Consider the following 17,786-nt stretch of genomic DNA (forward strand, 5'->3'; position numbering starts at 1 on the left):
TCCCCTGCCCTTGTTTAATTATTAAAGTCGTGCACCTGTTTCACTTCCGCATCCTGAATCTCAAGGCCGTTTTCTTTGGCGATACTGGTAATACGCTCCGGCCTGCTCAGTTCTTTCACTTCAAACAGCAGTGATTCGTTGGTGACCTGCTGATTCTGCACCGTTTGTTCCAGAGATTGCATTTCCCTGTTCAATGTGTCTGTGGAAGAGGAATAAGAAACCATGAACAGCCCGCCTGTAAGCAGGCAGGCACTGGTCAGTGCATAAATAAGCTTTTCTCCTTTTGTTATCCAGCCCTGTTTCTGCCTTCTGACAACAACTTTCTTTTCCTCAGTCGGAGTGTGCTCCGGCGCTTGCGGCTGCCAGCTTCTTGCATGATTCGCAACCATTATTTTCTCCACCCTTCCCCGTAGGTAAATTCATCGTTCCATTCATATATTTTTTCCGCGATCCTTAGTTTTGCAGATCGGGATCGGCGATTACCATTTAGTTCCACCTCGTTTGCGGTGATTGGTTTTCTGTTTACTAATTTAAACGGAGCTTCGTGTCCTTCGGGGAGCACCGGCAGATTTCTTGGTGTCTCTTTTGCCGTGCTCCATTTTTTAAAAGCTTGTTTGCAGATTCTATCCTCCAGTGAATGAAAGGTAATTACTGCAATTCTTCCGCCAATTGCCACTGTTTCAGCGGCCTGATGCAAGGCATCATTAAATGCCTCGAGCTCATCGTTGACGGCGATTCTTAATGCCTGAAAAATTCGCTTTGCCGGATGGCCGCCTTTTCTTCTGGCAGGTGCCGGGATTCCCTCTTTTATAATCTCCACCAGCTGGTGGGTTGTGCTGATTTCTTCTGTCTTGCGATGCTCTTCTATTTTCCTGGCAATTTGCTTGGAAAATTTTTCTTCACCATACTTGAAAAAAATTGCTACTAAATCATTGTAAGACCACGTGTTCACAATTTTCCCGGCGGTAAGCTCCATATCCTGATTCATTCGCATATCTAAGAGAGCATCAGCCTGGTAGCTAAAACCCCGTTCTCCCCTGTCAAGCTGCGGGGAAGAAACGCCCAAATCAAACAAAATACCGTCAATTTGCTGGATACCGAGTTTTTCGAGTTCTTCCCTTAGACCGCGGAAGTTAGAATGAACAAACTGGATTCGTCCTTCGTATGGAGCGAGCCTTTCTTTTGCTGCCTTCAGGGCGTCTTTATCCTGATCAAATGCTATCAGCAAGCCGTCTTCTCCCAAGCCTTTAACGATTCGTTCTGCGTGACCGCCTCCGCCAACAGTGCCATCCACATATGTACCATTTGGCTTGACCGCAAGCCCGTTAATCGTTTCCTCACCTAATACACTGTAATGTTCAAACATGCTCTTCCACCTGCTTCTTCATCATCTTCCAACCGGCCGCTTGCTCTAGAAGGTATGCGCTTCTGGACATTAAATATCAAAGTCCATCAAGTTCTCGGCAATCTCCGCGAAAGAATCCTCGGAATCACTGAAATAATCATCCCAGTTCTCATTCGCCCAGAATTCAACCCGGTTGGAGACGCCGATGACTGCACATTCCTTGTCAAGCGCGGCATACTTCCTGAGCGGTTGCGGGATATTTATCCTTCCCTGCTTGTCCACTTCACATTCCACTGCACCGGAAAAGAAAAACCGCGTAAATGCTCTGGCATCTTTTTTCGTAAGCGGGAGCTTTTTTAATTTGTCTTCTAAAATTTTCCATTCATCTATTGGATAGGCGAACAAACATTTATCCAGTCCACGGGTGACCACAAAATTCTCTCCAAGCTCATCTCGAAACTTGGAAGGGACAATGATTCTTCCCTTTGCATCGATATTATGCTGGTATTCACCCATGAACATATTGTCCGCCCCTCCTTCGTATTTTTATATTACCACATTCCCCCACTATTCACCACTGGATTATTAAAAAAAATTAAATTAACAATAAATGACAATCAGATTACATTTTTTTGACACAACAAAAAAGCCGCCTTGTCTTAAAGGCAGCTATGTTTCGTCTTCTTTATTCTATTGGTGGTGAATAGTGGGGGGATCAGAGATACACCAGGTAATGATTCGCTTCTGGTGTTAATGTTTCCTCCAATACTCGTTCAAATAGATCTTCTCCATACGTATTTAATAATGTCAGCGGATTCCACACTCGCTCCTGAAGCCCTCCAAGGGGATGGAACGCTGTATGGATCCGGTCAAATTCAGCCAGTTCCATTTCGTATTTTTCTTCGAGAGCTTTTATTATCCGCTTTCTCAGGAAGTCGATGTCTTTGTACAGATACAGCAGGTTTTTTTCTGCCATGTCAGCCAAATCCGAGCGGACATCTTTTGCTGCATCCCTTAGTGGTTTGTGTGCATGATTGATGGTCTGCTTTATTTCCTCAGATAATTGCTCGACATCCGGGTTGCTTTTTGCCGCAAGCCACTGTCTTTTTATCTCTTCGGTTTCTCCATCAATTGCCTGAGAAGCAGTAATATCAAATTTCCTGAGTGCTTTTCTGGCTGCCGGTTCCAGGAAAGTAAGGGAGAGTCGCAAAATCACCGGTGGCATGGTCATTTCCAGCCTGTGAAAAGCCGGTTTTAAAGCAGCCCAATAAGCGATTTCCCCCGGCCCGCCAATGAATGCCAGGGTGGGGAACAGCATTTCCTGCATCAGCGGCCGGGTGACAACATTATTGCTCAGCAGATGCGGCTTACTTTTTGCAATACTGGCGAGTTCTTCGGTTGACAGCTTGACCTCCTGCTGCTTTCCAATCCATTCTCCATGTTCATTTCGCGTGAGCAGGATTCTCTCTCCGTTTAAATGATAAAACAGATGGGCGTCCTCCCGCTCTGCCTCCAGCGTCAGTGTATATTTCTGTTCTTTTAACTGATCTATGCTTTGAGACACCCCGGAGGAAATTTCCGGCTGATGCTCGATCAGCTGAAGGAAATGTGAGCTCTCCTGTTCACGCAATGTGCGATCCGCCGAGTCCACGAGTACCAGCCCTTCTTTTGGAAACAGCTGATAGATAATCCTGGCAAAAAAATCTGTATATGTTTCCGCCTCTTCCAGACAGCTTAACATCTTCTCAAACAGCGGCTTAGTGTGGCTCGTCTCCCGTAATTGCTCGAACAAATGAGCAAGCCATTCTTCACTTGCTTTTTTATCTATTTTCATCTGAGATACAGAATATTTTCCCTCGGCATGCTGCGGATGTTTGAATTTTTTCATGCCCTGATCCTTTGGCAGAAAAATATGATTGACCTCTTCCCAGTCATGGTCTTCTCCTGCAATCCAGAAAACAGGAATCACTGGTATGCCCAAATCATTTTCCTGTTTTTTGGCATAGTGAATGATTGAAATAATTTTGTTTACCGTATAAAGGGGCCCTGTTAAAAGCCCTGCCTGCTGACCGCCGATAACCGTGAGACTGTCTGCTGATTTTAATCGTTCAATATTTTTTCTTGTTGCTTCCGGAGCGTCCCATTTCCGGTTCATTGACTCAAGTGTATCAGCTAATCTATTGCGCTGATACTCCCTTTTGAGGACTTCTTCTGCACGCTCTTTTGCACTATTTGATGGGGCATAGTCAAAAAACTGCATGATTTTTTTCTTTTCCATCAGATAATCCTGTATTAAGCTGCTCTGTTTCTTTGTATGTATCGGATCGATCTGCATTATCTCCCATGCTCCTTCTTTTCGTCATATCCATTATGTATTGTACAGAAAAGCCTGCCCGATTTCATGTATTCTGATTGCAGGTACGATTGGGCGAAACTGTATCCCTGCTTGCCTTTTAAAAATTGGAATTTATGGTTTCTCGTTCAATTGAAATTGTATATTGCTTATTCTATAAACTGAATATCTTTTGCCGATGCGGAATCAGCAGGAACTTCTGTCGCAATTTTATCAAATACTTGCGAAAAGAGCTTTCCTTCAAAGACGACATTATACGGCCGCCTAAAACACTTCCAGCAGAATACCAATCACACCAAGCACTATGTATAAACCAAAAAAGAGCAAAAAAGATATTCTGACAAGCAGCTTGAGTGCTTTGGTGAAAACAATTTCTGTCTGGGTTTTCCACTGGATGATCACAATACAAGCAAGCAGGCTTAACAGCACAATCAGAATGATGCCTGGATAGGGGCGATCAAACAAAATGGATAATTGCAAAGAGACCGTGATAATATAAAGGATCGTTGTCCAGTTGACCGCACGATGCACCGATTTCCAATGCTTCCCTGTGATTCTTTTGGAAATTCCATAGACCAGTCCTGTAGCCAGAATAGGAATTGTTAAAAAAACTGCAAGCAAATAAATGATCATATCGCCCATTCTTCCACCATATTCCTCTCTTTTCTCATTACCGTCTATTGTACCAGATCACTCTCCTCTCCGCTGATTTTTTCAGCACACAGCTTCATCGATTTTCGCAGGACCGTCCAGTCAGACAGAGATTTTTATTTCATTCTCGCTCCTTTTATATTATAATATAATATATATAAAACCTTAAATTTCTGACACTTAACTAGGGGGAAACTTGTATGAGTGATGTGAAGGTAGAAAGACTTTTAATTAATTATAAGACACTGGAAGAATTTAAGCATTTCAAGGAGTACGGCAATCAGGAGCTGTCAATGGGCGAGGACCTGGAAGATAACATTGTGGAAAATGATAGCGTATCACCTTTTTACGGGATTTATTACGGAAATAATCTGATTGCCCGGATGAGCCTGTACCGCATGTCCAAACGGTATGATGCCTATTTTGAACCGCCGCAGGATTATCTGACATTGTGGAAACTCGAGGTGCTGCCGAACTATCAGGGAAATGGCTATGGTGAGCGGCTTGTGGAATTTGCTAAAAGTTACAGCCTGCCAATCAAAACCAATCCGCGGATTAATTCCCACGGTTTCTGGGAGAAAATGGGCTTTCAGAAAGCTCATTACGATATGGAGAGAGACTTGGGAGAAAACCCGCTGATTTGGCTCCCGGAAGGTGTAAATGAACAGACACGGAAAGATTAAGACATGAATGGCTTTCTCCATTCATGTCCTTTTTTTGCAGATAGTCTCTAGCATATCGGCTACTCTTTTGCAGGCTGGTTCTCATTCACCTGCTGCCATAGTTTCCCAATCTCTTCCCACGTACCATGATAGCGGGAGATCTGCTGCTTGAGCCTTTCATTTTCGGCCTCCAGCTGCTTGACGATTTTGTCCTGCTCTTTGACGATCAGTTGATCACCCTCTGGAAATCGCGCTTTCATTTTTTCTAACAATAATATGGCTGATTCTATGGTATGTTTTTCCTGCGGGTTCGTATTGGCAAAAGTGAGCAAATCACCTCTCCCGTTATGTTTCCTTTCTTCCTTTGCCTTTTGAATCGCTCCCTGGTATTGTTTACGAATGGTGGCATTCCAGCGGAAACCACAGGCCGCTGATGTCCTTGACAATCGTTCAGCCACTTCCTTAAATGCTTCAAGCTGTGTCTTGCCATTCTGTATATAGCGTAATACCGTTTCAGCTAAAAGAATATCTTCATCCTTTGTCCAGGCGTCCTGTCGTGTCACATTCATATCATCCCTCCTTATATGCTTGCTATCAATGTATGCAAAACATAGGAATGATAGAATAGTTCGATGTGCTTTTCAGTGAAAAATTTTTGCTCAACGGCAGGCACCTGTCATGGACCTGCCATAAAGTGAAACTTCATTCAGTGGTGGTTTTACTGATGTTAACCCAGGATAAATTTCCTTACGGCTTCCTTATGCTCGGGAGAATCCCATAAACTCGCACAGCTTTCCACTTCTTCATTCATTAAAGAAGATAACCTTGAGATAGATAACTTATTCTTATACTGGGCTTTTAATATTTTCATTTGCTTGTGAGATTTGGACGTGTAGGGCTCGAGCAAAGATTCGCGGTTTGCCCATACTTCTTCCGCTGCCAGGTGGTGAATCCAGCCACGTTCTTTTAAAACAGGAGCTGAAAATACATTCCCCTCCATCAGCCACTGGAAAGCAAAATCGGGAGCAACCTTTTCATACAGCAGCGCCCCGCCTCCCCATCCGGGAATAATTCCGATTGTGGATTGAATAAAGCCAAATCTGCCTTTCTCCCTGGCAATGCGAATATCGCAAGCAGTGGCAATCTCGCATCCGCCGCCAAAAGCATTGCCGTTCAAAAGACATATCGTTGGGACGGGGAAAGCGGCAATTTCATAAAGCAATTCCTTCATCGGAGAAAGCCGGCACAACGCTTCCTCAGCAGTCAGTTCCCCATGCAGATAGTGTAAATCTCCACCTGCACAAAACAAGTCATCACCTGATGCGGTAATGACCAGGAATTTCAATTGATCCTGTCTCGCTTGATCCAGCTTCTTTTTAAATAACGCCGTCATCTCAGCGGAAATGGCATGCCGCTTTGCCGGACGGTTCAGGCAAATTTCACCATAACCCGCTTCAAGACGTTGATACAACACTTCTTCTGTCATTTGGCATCACTTCTCTCCGGTTTAGCCCTTAAACGCAAAAAACAGACCACAATGTCCGTGATCTGTTGCGTAAAAAACCTTATTAGCTGTTGACTACTTCCTTGCCGTCATAATGTCCGCATGATTTACAAACATGATGCGGTCTGGCTAATTCGCCGCAATTGGAACACTCCACCATGCCTGGCACGTGTAATTTTTTATGAGTGCGACGTTGATTTTTCACCTTTTTAGACGTTCTTCTTTTTGGTACTGCCATGTCTTACACCTCCTTCAAAGAATGAAACAACATGCTCACTTTTTTTCCTGATTATCATCAAACAGTGATTGCAATTTTTCCAAACGGGGATCTGCTTGAGGTCGCTTGTCTTCCTCTGACAGCAATTCCCATCCCTGCCCTTTTTCCGGTGCCGCATCCGGGTCATTCACATTATCAGCAAATACACGGAAAGGAACCTCCAGTAAAATATTTTCCTTTATATATGGCAGTAAGTCAAGCACTTCTCCATCAACCGGATGAATTTCTTTCTCTGCATCCTCTTCCCCATAATAGGGCGATGTCGAAAAAACTTCATCTGCACGAATGTCAAACGAATAAGGAACGTCTACTAATGTTCGTGCACATGGCAAAATCATCTCTCCCTTTATACGTAGAGAAAAAATGATCTCCTCTCCCTGAATATAGCATTCGCCGCTTACATTCACGGGCTTGATCTTCCGGATATCATTGTTCATCGATTCCAATTCAGAAACATCCACCTCATCTTCAAACGAAAATGGGGTCTGATAAGCATCTTTCCTCAACTGGCCTAATGCAAATTTCATGATTATCACCTCAAGGCAACAAGAGTAATTTTAAAAGAAAAAAGTGAGTTTGTCAACCAGTTTTCTTGACAGTTTCATCCGCTTTTTATAGCTTTTCCTTAAATGTGGGACCCTACTCGCTTTCCTGATCGAAAACCGCCCCGATCGTGCAGTCTCTGCTCACTTTTGATACAATAAACAGCAACACAGTTACAGGAGATGTCGCAAATGAACGCATGCGGTTTGATTGTTGAATACAACCCGTTCCATAATGGCCATCTGTACCACCTCCGGGAAGCAAAGAAGGCATCCGGCGCTGATTGCATGATTGCCGTGATGAGTGGTTCCTTTCTCCAGAGAGGAGAACCGGCCATCATCGATAAATTCTACCGGACGAGGGCCGCTCTGCAAACGGGTGTCGATCTCGTGGCAGAACTTCCATATCCCTATGCCGTCCAAAGCAGTGACTTGTTTGCCAAAGGTGCTGTTCACACCCTGAATGAACTGGGGACAGCCAGCATTTGTTTTGGCAGTGAGTCCGGAGACATAACCCATTTTATAACAGGCTATCAAACCTTTAAAGCAAAAGAGCTTGATTATAAAAAAATCCTGCATACTGAATTGAAAAAAGGACTTGCTTTTCCCGAAGCAAGCAGACACGCATACCAAAAGATCGGTCTGGACGCTTCATTAGGGATAGATTTGACCAAACCGAATAACATCCTTGGATACAGCTATGTCCGTACCATTCTTGAGGATCATTTACCTATAGAACCACTAACGATCAAGCGGACAAGAAGCGGTTATCATGACCAGACAATTACCAGCGCCATTGCAAGTGCAACCAGTATTCGCAAGGAGATTGCTGCTGCCGGAGAAATCACAGGAAAAGCACAGAAGGCCATTCCGGATGAAACATTCCAACAGCTCCTTGCCTATAAAGAGTTGGCATCCTCCTGGCATATGTGGGAAAACTACTTTCCATTGCTGCACTACCGAGTGATGACAATGGAGGCAAATGAATTGGCATCCATTCATGGAGTGGATGAGGGGCTGGAGCATCGAATAAAGCATACAGCAAAAATTGCGGAGTCGTTTCAGAATTGGGTGGAAGCAATCAAAACAAAACGCTATACATGGACAAGAATTCAGCGCATGTTCGTCCATATACTCACCAATACATCCAAAACAGCGGTGAGACAGGCAACGGCTTCCCGTTCGGTGCCTTATGTTAGGATCCTTGGCATGACAGAAACAGGCCAAAACTATTTAAATCAAGTGAAAAAGCAGCTGAATGTCCCGCTCCTTAGCCAGTTAACCCGCAGCATTCATCCGGTACTGGCACTGGAGGAGAAAGCCAGCCATGCTTATTACAGCATCCTGTCTTCCAGCGAGAGGGTGCAGCTGCACAATCAGGAACTTAGCCCGCCTGTGATGGTGTGATTCTTTCCCGTTCAGAAAAAGAAAGAGACCTTTTCTCATGAAAAAGGTCTCTTTCTCTTTAGCTAATGGTCAGCTGGCACTTTCCAGGTCCTGCAGGTAATTTAATGCATCTGAAAAGGTATCAACCGGAACGATTTCCATATCTGAATTAATTTCCTCTGCGGTCTCTACAGCGACCTCATAGTTGGAATTTTCCGCTCCGTTTTCATTTGGGGCGAAGAAAATGTCCACTCCTTCGTCGTCCGACGCTACCACTTTTTTATCAATCCCGCCGATTCGGCCGACATTGCCGGAATAATCAATCTCTCCGGTTCCTGCAACCTTATACCCTTTCGTCAGATCTTCCTCTGTGAGCTGGTCATAAATTTCCAAGGAAAACATCAAACCTGCACTTGGTCCGCCAATCTGGCCGCTGGAAAATTTGACTTCCGGTTCTACTTCAACACTGCGGTCTGTGACCAGGCTAATTCCAATGCCCACCTGTTCTCCATCAGGAAAGGTACCAAGCTCCACTTCTTCGGTAATTGTTTCTTCGCCGCGGACGATTTCCAACGTGATCGTATCACCGGCACCCTTCCCGTCTACATAACTGATCAGATCTTCCGCTTCCTGGATCTCTGTTCCATCGATTCCTGTAATGCGATCCCCGACCTCAAGATTTGCGTCTGCAGGCATCCCCTCAACGACGGAGACGACATAAACCCCATTATAATCGATGTCAATACCTTCCTCTGCCGCTTGATATGCCACCACAGTCGATGCCTCCTGAGAACTTTCCATCATTTGCAGCTGTGCCTGCATATATTCTTCCTCTGATATGCCTTCAGGGCGAACCTGGTGAAGCGGAAGAACCTCATGATGCGGCAGAATGTGGGCAAGTACATATTGCACCGGCGTAGCCTGCCCGCCGCTGATCGTCACCAGATGCATATCCCCTTCGCTTCCATACCCGCCATTTACTTCAACAATCGGATCCAGTTCATCGGCGCCGCCTGGCCGCTGGATGTAGTAATCAAGCTGGTAGGCCGAGAGAAAGTAAGCAATAATCACAACCACCAGCAATGAGATAACATGTCTTTTTGAAAAATTCATCGAATAGCCCCTTCCAGTCTCCACACTCGGAGCTCTTTGCTATGTAATTAGGCTGTTTAGTCCAATAAACAGACACTAATCTATCTTATACAGCAGGTTCGCTGAATATTAATTTAGCTTTGTTTATTACTGAGCCTCAGCACCCTTACGACAGCAATTATTATAATAACGACCAAAAAATAACCGGCGTCTCTGACATAAATAGAACGGTCTCTCGCGTATATTGATAAAGGGTTGTACCGAAAAAACAAGCTAGCATCATTCTACTACGATCCATACAGGTTGTACAGAGCAAGGTTCAAACGCTTAGGGGGCTTCAAATTGACGCAAATCATAAAAACAATACTGTTAGCAGGCTTTACCAGCTTTTTTGCCTTTGCACTTATTCAGTTTCCTGACCAATCTCTGGAAGCAAGCATCCGGGGCTTGAATATTTGGTGGGAAAGTGTTTTTCCTGCATTACTGCCTTTTTTTATCGCTGCTGAACTTTTAACTGGATTTGGAGTGGTGAAATTCCTCGGAGTGCTGTCAGAGCCTGTGATGCGTCCATTATTCAATGTCCCCGGTGCAGGGAGTTTCGGCTGGGTAATGGGGATGGCAAGCGGGTATCCAACAGGGGCAAAAATCGCCGCGAGACTAAGGGAGGAAGAACAGCTTACACGCATTGAGGCAGAACGGCTCGTGTCTTTCACCAACGCATCCAGCCCTCTATTTATTTTTGGTGCCGTCTCCATCGGTTTTTTTCATGATGCCGCACTAGGTGTACTGCTTGGAGTATGCCATTATCTCGGCAATGCGCTTGTCGGTATCATCATGCGTTTTTACCGCAGAAAAGAAGAAAGACTTACAAAAGATGAACTGCACAAGGAACGAAGAAAGCCATCCATCATCACAGCTTTTAAAGAGATGCATCAAACCAGATTGAACGATGAGCGCCCATTTGGCGAAATTCTCGGCGATGCGGTGTTAAACTCTATTAAGACCCTGATTATGGTTGGGGGATTTATTATTCTTTTTTCCGTTCTGAACAAACTGCTTTTTCTGACAGGGTTATCCGATTTTGCTTCTTTGGTGGTTGAACAACTGCTGGTGTTGCTAATGCTTCCGGCGGAAATGGCGCTGCCGTTTTTTTCCGGTTTATTCGAAATCACCATCGGAGCGCAAATGATTTCACAAATCTCAAGCTCCACTTTACTGCCGCAAGCGATTCTGGTGAGTTTTATTCTCGGTTTTAACGGGCTTTCTGTTCAGGCACAGGTAGCCAGTATTTTAGCTAAGACCGATATACGGTTCACCCCTTACTTATTTGCCCGCATTTTGCATGGCATATTGGCAGCAATACTTACTATCATCCTGTTTAAACCGCTTTATTTGGATCAGCAGACCTCAGAGCTGGGAGAGACCCCGGTATTTAAAGAGGAAAGCCCTAACTTTTGGATGACTGTGCTGGAAACATTAAGCCAAGCGGGTCCGCTGATTACATTATTCAGCCTAGGTACCGCGGCCTTGATCATCCTCAGGAGGCAAAGTTTAAGATGACATAATCAAAATAAAAAAGATGCTGTACGCATACACGCAGCATCTTTTTTATTTTAACTGAATTTTTGCTTTAATGACTTTTCCACGGCTGGAGGCACGAGATCGCTGACATCAGCATGGTACTTGGCAACTTCTTTGACAATGCTTGAGCTCAAAAAGGAATATTGATTATTGGTGATCATGAAAAAAGTTTCGATATCTTCATTAAGCTTGCGGTTCATTGAGGTGATCTGCATTTCATATTCAAAATCACTGACAGCACGCAAACCCCTGATCACCACATTTGCATGATTTTCTTTCGCATAATCCATTAATAAATGATCTGAGGAATCTACCTTCACATTTGGCAGGTCCTTCACTGCATCTCTAATCAGATCCATTCTCTCTTCCACAGTAAACAGAGGGGCTTTGGACTGATTGTTAAACACCGTAACCATTACCTCATCAAATATTTTGGCACCACGTTGAATAATATCTAAATGCCCGTTGGTGATCGGGTCAAAACTTCCTGGACAAATTGCTAGCCTGCTCAATAGAAATGCTCTCCTTTCTTATTTCTGATTAATTGAAACTTCATTCATTGGAGTACCCTTCCTCCCTCACTTACAATTTCCCATACTCTTCTTGAATTCTTGAAGGGGGATCTCACAGCCAGTTTACCTGCGATAAATGGTCATTGCGGTCGTGCCGCCATAATTCTCCTGTTTCCACACAGCAAGAGAACCCACTGTCTCCGGCAGCACTTCCGCCGTATCATGCTCACAATAAATCATGCCGTCCGGGTGAAGAAGCTCCTGTTCAATAATAACCTTCAGCAGTTTTTCGTAGCCTCCCTGCTTATAGGGCGGGTCGAGCAGAATTAACGAAAAAGCAAGTTCCCGTTTGGCTGCTGCTTGAACAGCACGGTAGGCATCGGCACGGAAAACTTCCGCCTGCCCGGTTATATTTAAGGTTCTCAGATTTTCATGGATTGTATGTATTGCTTTTGGATGTTTATCCACAAAAACTGCCCGTTCCATTCCTCTGCTTAGTGCCTCAATTCCCAGAGACCCGCTTCCGGCAAATAAATCAAGTACCGCACCGCCTGTGAAAAAAGGACCGATTACCTGAAATACTGCTTCTTTTACTTTATCTGTCGTCGGTCTTGTCGTTTTTCCCGGGACTGCCTTTAGTTGACGCCCTTTATGATCTCCAGCTATTACACGCATGCCTCCACCTCTATGTATAACGTTTCGACATTATCCTACCATAAATAATCTGAAAGAGGACAGCAAAAAGAAAAAAAGCTTTATGTATTGGGTATAGAATTTCCATTTCTGTTCATACTAGCATAGTGAAGCAGCTAATTGTTAGCTTGGTTGTTTCGAAAACTCGGAGAAGACTTAAACTTCCCCATAAGTTCTTCCTCCGGTTTCTCCTCTCCCTTTGCCTTTTTGTTTAGTAAAAAGGGGCCTGCAGAAGCGATTTCTGCAGGTTTATTTTTTTGTAGCTGAAGGTTTACTTTTCTGTAAACTGCGACGTCAAGCAGTGGGTTTCATGATCGCCACTGCGGAAATACCCCTCGCTTTCCGCGGGAAGCTGCCGAGCCTCCTCGTGCTGTCGCACTGCGGGGTCTCGGCTATGCTTTTCTTCCCGCAGGAGTCTCGGGGTATTTCCTCCGCTGATGGTGTGCCTTGTAAAACAAACCACAGTTATCCGCTCTGTAGATGGTTGATTGGAGCGGAGGACAATCGGTTCTCTTTTTTAATATAATCGAAATGACTTTCATATTGGGGGCAAAAAATATATTTATTTCTTGCCCCCTTTTTCGAATTGAATTCGATTATATATGTGATTGACTCCTACGGGAACAGCATGTATCTAAACTTGAGCAGGAGGGGGCTGAACCCATGACCTAAGGTGTACGACTGCACGCAGCGGAAATCAGCGAGCACTCTTATCGTATTTTCCATCTACTACGACATAAATAAGTAACCAAACTTACGAAAAGATCCTCGTGAAAAGATATAAACTTTCTAACCAAAAAACCTCTTCAGCATGACTGCAAAGGTCTCAAATTCCCATTTTATAATCATATTGTTTGGCTTTATCCGGCTTGCTGTTTTCAAAATCAGTTGCCACAAACGGTTTATACGAACGGTCCACTCTGGAAACAAAGGGCAGTTTATTAAGTTTGTGCTCGATCTGTTTCAGTTCAGCCTGATCGACATAGATCACCGCGTATTTTAAACGTTTGGATGCATACAGCAGATGGCCGTAGCGTTTCAACTGTTTAATATTTTTCATGTGCTGGAACCATACAATGATTCCCTGCCTGCTTGTCCGCATTTATTTCCCTCGCTCCCTGCTTGTCCGATAGTATGTATTGCATTTATGATAAATTAAACTTCATTCAGTGAGATCCCCCTGCACCTTGAAGACCTCAGTGAATGCTAATTGAACCAAACGGGTTTTTTACAGGAAGCTCCTCAGCTGAACTATTTGCTTCCCTGGGTATTTACCTGTTAAACTGCGATAAATTAGGAAGCGCAACCGCAGGCGCCCCCTGATCCGCAGCCACAGCCACTGTCGGTCAGTGCTGCGCCGTCCTTTGGCGCTTTAATCTGTTCACTTGTACTCTCTGCCACATATTGGCTGATTTCATCCAGCAGGTTCTGCAAATTTCGCTCCGCAATCTTAAACGAGGCAACCTTTTCATTCATATCCATTTCCCGTTTAGCCGCACGAACCTGCTTCATAATCTGGTTATAATCCGGATGGTATCTGCCGAAACGCTGCACATCCTCGTAATGACTCTTTATATCAGTAAATGCTCTTATAAGCTTTTGAGCATGTTGATCTTCAGTAAGTACTTTTTTGGAATGGTTGTAGGCTTCCATCACATCTGAACCCAAGACCATTTTTCCAAGGTATTCAGAGCGATCAATTATATCTACATATTCCATTGTAGCTATCATATCTTACACCTCCAACCCTATCATATCACTTCCGCCCTGTTATGAAAATAGTTGGACATCAATCTTTCATCACACCGGCAAACTTGGCAAGCATGCTGGCCATCTGTACCTGGCGGCTTACTTTCTCCACTTGCTGCGGAAATGTTTTCCCATAAAACCGCTTTGCCTCTTTTTCCATCTCCTTTAAGCGGCCCGGGTCACGTGACAAATATCGGTACCACTCCGGATTATAACGAACAAATCCGGCAAGACGCGGATTATCCGCTAAATAGCGGCATACTGCTGGCTCCATTTGGAGGTTCCTCCTTAATCCCGAAACCACCCGAACGGTTCTCTCGGACGGGTTTCCGTTTTTTTCGATTCCTGGAATTGCCCGATAGCCTCCTGCACCATGGCTATTGTTTTACTTAACTGGGAGACTTGCCCCTGTACTTTTTCCATATCCAGATTCTCTGTCATTTTCATCAGTTTCGCAAACATTTCCGTATCCTTTTCTTTTGTTTCCGGTTCTTTTTCGTTTGTTACCGGCAGTTGTTTATAGGCATCCCAATAAGTGTCCTCTTCCCCAAGCAAAACCCATTTTTCATAAAACTCCTGCCATCCCCTTCCGTTTTTCCTGATTTCTTCACGCAGGGCTGGATGGCTGTTAATGAAAACTTTAAAATCGTAAACTAGGGGATGCAGTTTCTTATCACTCACAATTTTCACCTCCGGGACGGCGCTTTGTTAATAACTAATTTATGCACCCAGTCCGGCTGCGTGTGACAAACAAAAGAGATATAATCAAAGTTTTTCCAGGAAATTTTGTGTGTAATAAAAACGGTAGACGCCGACCCCAAGATGTGTATACCCTTCCCGCAGGAGAGATTCACGGTGTCCCTCACTGTTAAGCCAGCCTTCCATCACAGCAGGAGCATCATCATATTGTGCAGCAATATTCTCTCCTGCTGTCAGATAAAATAATTCCTCCATAGCCAAGCGCTCTTTCAGTCCGTCACCATTTTGGCTTTCATGTGAGAAGTAATCATTCTCCGCCATATCCCTGCTATGGGAATATGCCACTGCGTTCACTGCCTTCTCCTTCTCAAGCGTGCTCTTTCCATGACGCTGGCGCATGATATTGGTAATGTCAAATATTTGCTGCTCCATCCCCGATTCGATCTCGGCCCATTCTTCATCGGTGAAATCCCGATTCTCAGGCAGTTCACCCAAATACTGCATGGCATACGGCTGATGCTGCAAAAGGGTATCACCTGTAATTACCCGAATTGAAGAGATTTTTTTTGTAAACGTATCAAAATAAATTTGCAGAAACAAATTATCGGTCAGTTTAACCAGCGGACGAGACTGGAGTGCTTCGTTATCCAGCAAATAGGTATAGTGCGTGACACCTTCCTCATAGGTTACCTCTTCGTTGAAGGTAAATTCCTCCTTCACTTTTTCATAGGATTGGCCAATCTTTAAAGGGGACAGATCGAGTTCAGACCCAATCGCATAAAGGGTGATCACCTCATCATCCTTTACTCCAAGCTGAAAATATTCTTTCGGATTTTCATTATAAACCCACCAGGTATATCCATAGGCGCTTTTGTCTCTGCGGCTTGGCTCACCCAGTTCCTCGGTTACAACGTCCGCTGATTTGCCGATCCATTGGTAGAGATCTCCCTTCATCGGTACATTGTTTTTTGTCATATCCGGTGCTGTCTTGCTTTTCAGTTGGCTCTGCTTTTCCTGCAGTTCTTCCCGCCCAGAACTGCTCGCTTCCTCTCTCTCCGTACTTTTCTCTAATAGATAAAAAGCAGCTGCAGCCAGCAGGATGGCAATCAGCAATGTGCGCAAATACCCCATCATCCGATTCTCCTTTATCAGCTCTATTTTCTCTATTACACTGTATGCAAGCCTATGCCGATACATTCTCTTTTCTCTACTATTTCAGCAATGGACCTGAGATAAAATAAGGGTATATAAGGTCTCCTGTTTCAGAATATCTTTAAACTGCAATGTAAATCAGGGGGGGGTTATCATCGCCGCTGCGGAAATACCCCTCGCTTTCCGCGGGCGGCTGGTGAGCCTCCTCGCGCTGACGCGTTGCGGGGTCTCACCTATGCCTATCCTCCCGCAGGAGTCTCGGGGTATTTCCTCCGCTGGGTGATGTACTTTGTAAATTAAACAACAGCTACCCACTCTGTAGCTGGTTGATCTTCGCTGTGGGAAGCCGACTCCTGCGGGAAAAGCACGAGTCTAGACCTGAGCAGCGGTGGTTTTCCGCGAGGAGGCTGAAGCCGTGCCCGCGGAAAGCGGTTTCCCGTAGCGGAAATCAACGTGCACATTTGTCGCAGGTATTTCCGCAACAGTGAATTACGTCGCAGTTTTCCACCAACTACGAAATTTAAAAGCAACAAAACGCTTCCAACTGCGTGATCTTGCCATTTCAATTGCAAGTTTGGCGAATTCGTACTATGATAAAATTGTGAAGATAAATAGTGAGGTGATGAAAAATGAAATTGGAAAATACAGGGATCGACGATGTTGTCATTGACTTGAAACTATTGGATCACATAACCGGAAAGCATGCCTTCATCCGTGCAGGCCAGTGGGACTATGAACGAGTAACATACGATTATAAGGTCAATTCAAATGAAAGAGGAATTACATACTATATTCGCCTGCAGGGCCATGCAGTAGAAGGAGATGTGGACGGCCGCAATGCCATCATCAAATTAAAAACACCACTGCTCGGCAAACATTACTACCCGACTGGCGTAGAATACGGAGTAGAAGAAAATTTCCCGGAGAACCTTGTGGAACGTGCTCATAATCTCCTCGGCAAATTAGCGGCAGAACTGGCAAATTACACAGACTAGCACAGGTGTGTCCAGGAGGCCTCCGCCTAAAAGAACGACGGTTTTTAGGCAGCCGGTTAAGCCAGTGACTTAGTAAAAGAAGGAAAAATGAACATGCAAAAGGCGGAAGTAATCAACTTCCGCCTTTTTTCTTAACCTCCAAAAATTGCCCGGAACAAATTTGTTGTTTCGCCCTGGTCAAATAAAATATACAGAAACAAATAAACCATTACCCCTGTTATTGCTGTAAAGAACCATATCACACTCGTGTAAGGCCCAACTTTTCTATGTTTTCGAATGTTCCGCTTAAACCCGAGGGTGAGGGAAACGACGCCGAAAACTGCTCCCACGGTTGCCAAAATAATATGGAAGACAAGGAAAATGGTGTAGTAGATCTCTAAATCGGCCGGTCCGCCAAAACTTGTATTGCCGATAAAAATTGTCCTTGACATATAAATAGTGAAAAAGATTATTGCACTGATGGCCGCGGCAATCATTGTCCGCTTATGTGCCCTTGCTTTCCCCCTGCTGATAAGCACCCAGCCAATAGCTACCAGGATTGCGCTTAAAACAATAAAAATTGTACTTAAAGTGGCTAAAAAAGGCATAGCGTC

At 44.5% G+C, this 17,786-nt stretch carries 22 protein-coding genes; 4 read left to right on the forward strand and 18 right to left on the reverse strand.

The genetic code is table 11. The features are described from left to right. Nucleotides 1–14: 14 nt before the first annotated feature. The 5 genes from ftsL to CEG13_RS06460 all read right to left on the reverse strand — a co-directional run bounded on the left by ftsL (nt 15) and on the right by CEG13_RS06460 (nt 4,340). Nucleotides 15–389 carry a cell division protein FtsL gene (ftsL, locus tag CEG13_RS06440; RefSeq protein WP_100011052.1) on the reverse strand — a complete coding sequence of 125 codons (375 nt, stop codon included), beginning with the start codon at nt 387–389 and terminating at the stop codon, nt 15–17. Continuing rightward, nucleotides 389–1,366 carry a 16S rRNA (cytosine(1402)-N(4))-methyltransferase RsmH gene (gene rsmH, locus CEG13_RS06445; RefSeq protein WP_100011053.1) on the reverse strand — a complete coding sequence of 326 codons (978 nt, stop codon included), beginning with the start codon at nt 1,364–1,366 and terminating at the stop codon, nt 389–391. Before rsmH ends, ftsL begins: the two co-directional genes overlap by 1 nt. Nucleotides 1,367–1,435: 69 nt before the next feature. After that, nucleotides 1,436–1,867 carry a division/cell wall cluster transcriptional repressor MraZ gene (gene mraZ, locus CEG13_RS06450; protein ID WP_100011054.1) on the reverse strand — a complete coding sequence of 144 codons (432 nt, stop codon included), beginning with the start codon at nt 1,865–1,867 and terminating at the stop codon, nt 1,436–1,438. A gap of 193 nt (nt 1,868–2,060) precedes the next feature. Then, the gene (gene bshC / locus CEG13_RS06455) at nt 2,061–3,680 is read right to left on the reverse strand and encodes a bacillithiol biosynthesis cysteine-adding enzyme BshC (RefSeq protein ID WP_100011055.1); all 1,620 of its coding nucleotides are present in this window, start codon (nt 3,678–3,680) and stop codon (nt 2,061–2,063) included. Between the two features lie 282 nt (nt 3,681–3,962). After that, nucleotides 3,963–4,340 (reverse strand): DUF3397 domain-containing protein, encoded by a 378-nt coding sequence (locus CEG13_RS06460; protein ID WP_100011056.1) that lies wholly within the window; start codon nt 4,338–4,340, stop codon nt 3,963–3,965. 209 nt (nt 4,341–4,549) lie between these two features. Here CEG13_RS06460 and CEG13_RS06465 point away from each other — a divergent pair, with 209 nt between their 5' ends. After that, nucleotides 4,550–5,032: an N-acetyltransferase gene (locus CEG13_RS06465; RefSeq protein WP_100011057.1), complete on the forward strand. Its 483-nt coding sequence runs from the start codon at nt 4,550–4,552 to the stop codon at nt 5,030–5,032. A 59-nt stretch (nt 5,033–5,091) separates the two neighbouring features. On the opposite strand, the gene CEG13_RS06470 is transcribed toward CEG13_RS06465, so the two are convergent. From CEG13_RS06470 to CEG13_RS06485, 4 genes are all read right to left on the reverse strand, one after another. Next, on the reverse strand, nt 5,092–5,580 hold the full coding sequence (locus tag CEG13_RS06470; RefSeq protein ID WP_100011058.1) for an RsfA family transcriptional regulator: 489 nt from the start codon (nt 5,578–5,580) through the stop codon (nt 5,092–5,094). Nucleotides 5,581–5,738: 158 nt separating this feature from the next. After that, on the reverse strand, nt 5,739–6,497 hold the full coding sequence (locus CEG13_RS06475; RefSeq protein WP_100011059.1) for an enoyl-CoA hydratase/isomerase family protein: 759 nt from the start codon (nt 6,495–6,497) through the stop codon (nt 5,739–5,741). Nucleotides 6,498–6,579: 82 nt separating this feature from the next. Continuing rightward, a complete protein-coding gene (gene rpmF / locus CEG13_RS06480) occupies nt 6,580–6,753 on the reverse strand; it encodes a 50S ribosomal protein L32 (protein ID WP_100011060.1) in 174 nt (57 codons plus the stop codon). Nucleotides 6,754–6,788: 35 nt separating this feature from the next. After that, nucleotides 6,789–7,319: a YceD family protein gene (locus CEG13_RS06485; RefSeq protein ID WP_100011061.1), complete on the reverse strand. Its 531-nt coding sequence runs from the start codon at nt 7,317–7,319 to the stop codon at nt 6,789–6,791. Nucleotides 7,320–7,526: 207 nt separating this feature from the next. Here CEG13_RS06485 and CEG13_RS06490 point away from each other — a divergent pair, with 207 nt between their 5' ends. Then, entirely contained in the window at nt 7,527–8,741 is a 1,215-nt protein-coding gene (locus tag CEG13_RS06490; protein ID WP_100011062.1) for a nucleotidyltransferase, read from the forward strand. A 69-nt stretch (nt 8,742–8,810) separates the two neighbouring features. Here the strand turns inward: CEG13_RS06490 and CEG13_RS06495 are convergent, their stop codons facing one another. Then, a complete protein-coding gene (locus CEG13_RS06495) occupies nt 8,811–9,833 on the reverse strand; it encodes a SepM family pheromone-processing serine protease (protein WP_100011063.1) in 1,023 nt (340 codons plus the stop codon). A gap of 321 nt (nt 9,834–10,154) precedes the next feature. Between CEG13_RS06495 and ylbJ the strand changes: the two genes are divergently transcribed. Continuing rightward, a complete protein-coding gene (ylbJ, locus tag CEG13_RS06500; protein WP_100011064.1) occupies nt 10,155–11,372 on the forward strand; it encodes a sporulation integral membrane protein YlbJ in 1,218 nt (405 codons plus the stop codon). Nucleotides 11,373–11,425: 53 nt separating this feature from the next. Here ylbJ and coaD read toward each other — a convergent pair whose 3' ends face one another. The 7 genes from coaD to CEG13_RS06540 form a co-directional block, all read right to left on the reverse strand. Continuing rightward, on the reverse strand, nt 11,426–11,905 hold the full coding sequence (gene coaD, locus CEG13_RS06505) for a pantetheine-phosphate adenylyltransferase (RefSeq protein WP_100011065.1): 480 nt from the start codon (nt 11,903–11,905) through the stop codon (nt 11,426–11,428). Nucleotides 11,906–12,028: 123 nt separating this feature from the next. Further along, entirely contained in the window at nt 12,029–12,598 is a 570-nt protein-coding gene (gene rsmD / locus CEG13_RS06510) for a 16S rRNA (guanine(966)-N(2))-methyltransferase RsmD (protein ID WP_275661794.1), read from the reverse strand. Nucleotides 12,599–13,424: 826 nt separating this feature from the next. Then, nucleotides 13,425–13,700, reverse strand: coding sequence for a YlbG family protein (locus CEG13_RS06520; RefSeq protein WP_100011067.1), 276 nt, complete (start codon nt 13,698–13,700; stop codon nt 13,425–13,427). A gap of 191 nt (nt 13,701–13,891) precedes the next feature. Then, on the reverse strand, nt 13,892–14,329 hold the full coding sequence (locus CEG13_RS06525) for a YlbF/YmcA family competence regulator (protein WP_100011068.1): 438 nt from the start codon (nt 14,327–14,329) through the stop codon (nt 13,892–13,894). Nucleotides 14,330–14,387: 58 nt separating this feature from the next. Next, a complete protein-coding gene (locus tag CEG13_RS06530) occupies nt 14,388–14,621 on the reverse strand; it encodes a YlbE-like family protein (protein WP_100011069.1) in 234 nt (77 codons plus the stop codon). Between the two features lie 14 nt (nt 14,622–14,635). Further along, nucleotides 14,636–15,028, reverse strand: a complete 393-nt coding sequence (ylbD, locus tag CEG13_RS06535; protein WP_100011070.1) for a spore coat protein YlbD — start codon at nt 15,026–15,028, stop codon at nt 14,636–14,638. A gap of 84 nt (nt 15,029–15,112) precedes the next feature. Next, complete coding sequence (locus CEG13_RS06540; protein ID WP_239984582.1) at nt 15,113–16,180, reverse strand: CAP domain-containing protein; 1,068 nt, start codon at nt 16,178–16,180, stop codon at nt 15,113–15,115. Nucleotides 16,181–16,827: 647 nt separating this feature from the next. Between CEG13_RS06540 and CEG13_RS06545 the strand changes: the two genes are divergently transcribed. Next, complete coding sequence (locus CEG13_RS06545; RefSeq protein WP_100011072.1) at nt 16,828–17,193, forward strand: YugN family protein; 366 nt, start codon at nt 16,828–16,830, stop codon at nt 17,191–17,193. Nucleotides 17,194–17,324: 131 nt separating this feature from the next. On the opposite strand, the gene CEG13_RS06550 is transcribed toward CEG13_RS06545, so the two are convergent. Then, the gene (locus tag CEG13_RS06550; protein WP_100011073.1) at nt 17,325–17,780 is read right to left on the reverse strand and encodes a DUF420 domain-containing protein; all 456 of its coding nucleotides are present in this window, start codon (nt 17,778–17,780) and stop codon (nt 17,325–17,327) included. Nucleotides 17,781–17,786 lie beyond the last annotated feature (6 nt).

The organism is Lentibacillus sediminis, from assembly GCF_002763455.1.
GTDB lineage: Bacteria > Bacillota > Bacilli > Bacillales > Amphibacillaceae > Lentibacillus_D > Lentibacillus_D sediminis_A.

What these genes read in the sequence shown, in the direction of transcription:
- CEG13_RS06525 (WP_100011068.1), bottom strand. Translation starts at nt 14,329, where the DNA reads ATGATAGCTACAATGGAATATGTAGATATAATTGATCGCTCTGAATAC.
- CEG13_RS06460 (WP_100011056.1), bottom strand. Translation starts at nt 4,340, where the DNA reads ATGGGCGATATGATCATTTATTTGCTTGCAGTTTTTTTAACAATTCCT.
- CEG13_RS06545 (WP_100011072.1), top strand. Translation starts at nt 16,828, where the DNA reads ATGAAATTGGAAAATACAGGGATCGACGATGTTGTCATTGACTTGAAA.
- mraZ (WP_100011054.1), bottom strand. Translation starts at nt 1,867, where the DNA reads ATGTTCATGGGTGAATACCAGCATAATATCGATGCAAAGGGAAGAATC.
- rpmF (WP_100011060.1), bottom strand. Translation starts at nt 6,753, where the DNA reads ATGGCAGTACCAAAAAGAAGAACGTCTAAAAAGGTGAAAAATCAACGT.
- CEG13_RS06490 (WP_100011062.1), top strand. Translation starts at nt 7,527, where the DNA reads ATGAACGCATGCGGTTTGATTGTTGAATACAACCCGTTCCATAATGGC.
- CEG13_RS06495 (WP_100011063.1), bottom strand. Translation starts at nt 9,833, where the DNA reads ATGAATTTTTCAAAAAGACATGTTATCTCATTGCTGGTGGTTGTGATT.
- CEG13_RS06530 (WP_100011069.1), bottom strand. Translation starts at nt 14,621, where the DNA reads ATGGAGCCAGCAGTATGCCGCTATTTAGCGGATAATCCGCGTCTTGCC.
- CEG13_RS06550 (WP_100011073.1), bottom strand. Translation starts at nt 17,780, where the DNA reads ATGCCTTTTTTAGCCACTTTAAGTACAATTTTTATTGTTTTAAGCGCA.
- bshC (WP_100011055.1), bottom strand. Translation starts at nt 3,680, where the DNA reads ATGCAGATCGATCCGATACATACAAAGAAACAGAGCAGCTTAATACAG.
- CEG13_RS06465 (WP_100011057.1), top strand. Translation starts at nt 4,550, where the DNA reads ATGAGTGATGTGAAGGTAGAAAGACTTTTAATTAATTATAAGACACTG.
- CEG13_RS06475 (WP_100011059.1), bottom strand. Translation starts at nt 6,497, where the DNA reads ATGACAGAAGAAGTGTTGTATCAACGTCTTGAAGCGGGTTATGGTGAA.
- CEG13_RS06540 (WP_239984582.1), bottom strand. Translation starts at nt 16,180, where the DNA reads ATGATGGGGTATTTGCGCACATTGCTGATTGCCATCCTGCTGGCTGCA.
- CEG13_RS06485 (WP_100011061.1), bottom strand. Translation starts at nt 7,319, where the DNA reads ATGAAATTTGCATTAGGCCAGTTGAGGAAAGATGCTTATCAGACCCCA.
- CEG13_RS06520 (WP_100011067.1), bottom strand. Translation starts at nt 13,700, where the DNA reads ATGCGGACAAGCAGGCAGGGAATCATTGTATGGTTCCAGCACATGAAA.
- ftsL (WP_100011052.1), bottom strand. Translation starts at nt 389, where the DNA reads ATGGTTGCGAATCATGCAAGAAGCTGGCAGCCGCAAGCGCCGGAGCAC.
- CEG13_RS06470 (WP_100011058.1), bottom strand. Translation starts at nt 5,580, where the DNA reads ATGAATGTGACACGACAGGACGCCTGGACAAAGGATGAAGATATTCTT.
- rsmH (WP_100011053.1), bottom strand. Translation starts at nt 1,366, where the DNA reads ATGTTTGAACATTACAGTGTATTAGGTGAGGAAACGATTAACGGGCTT.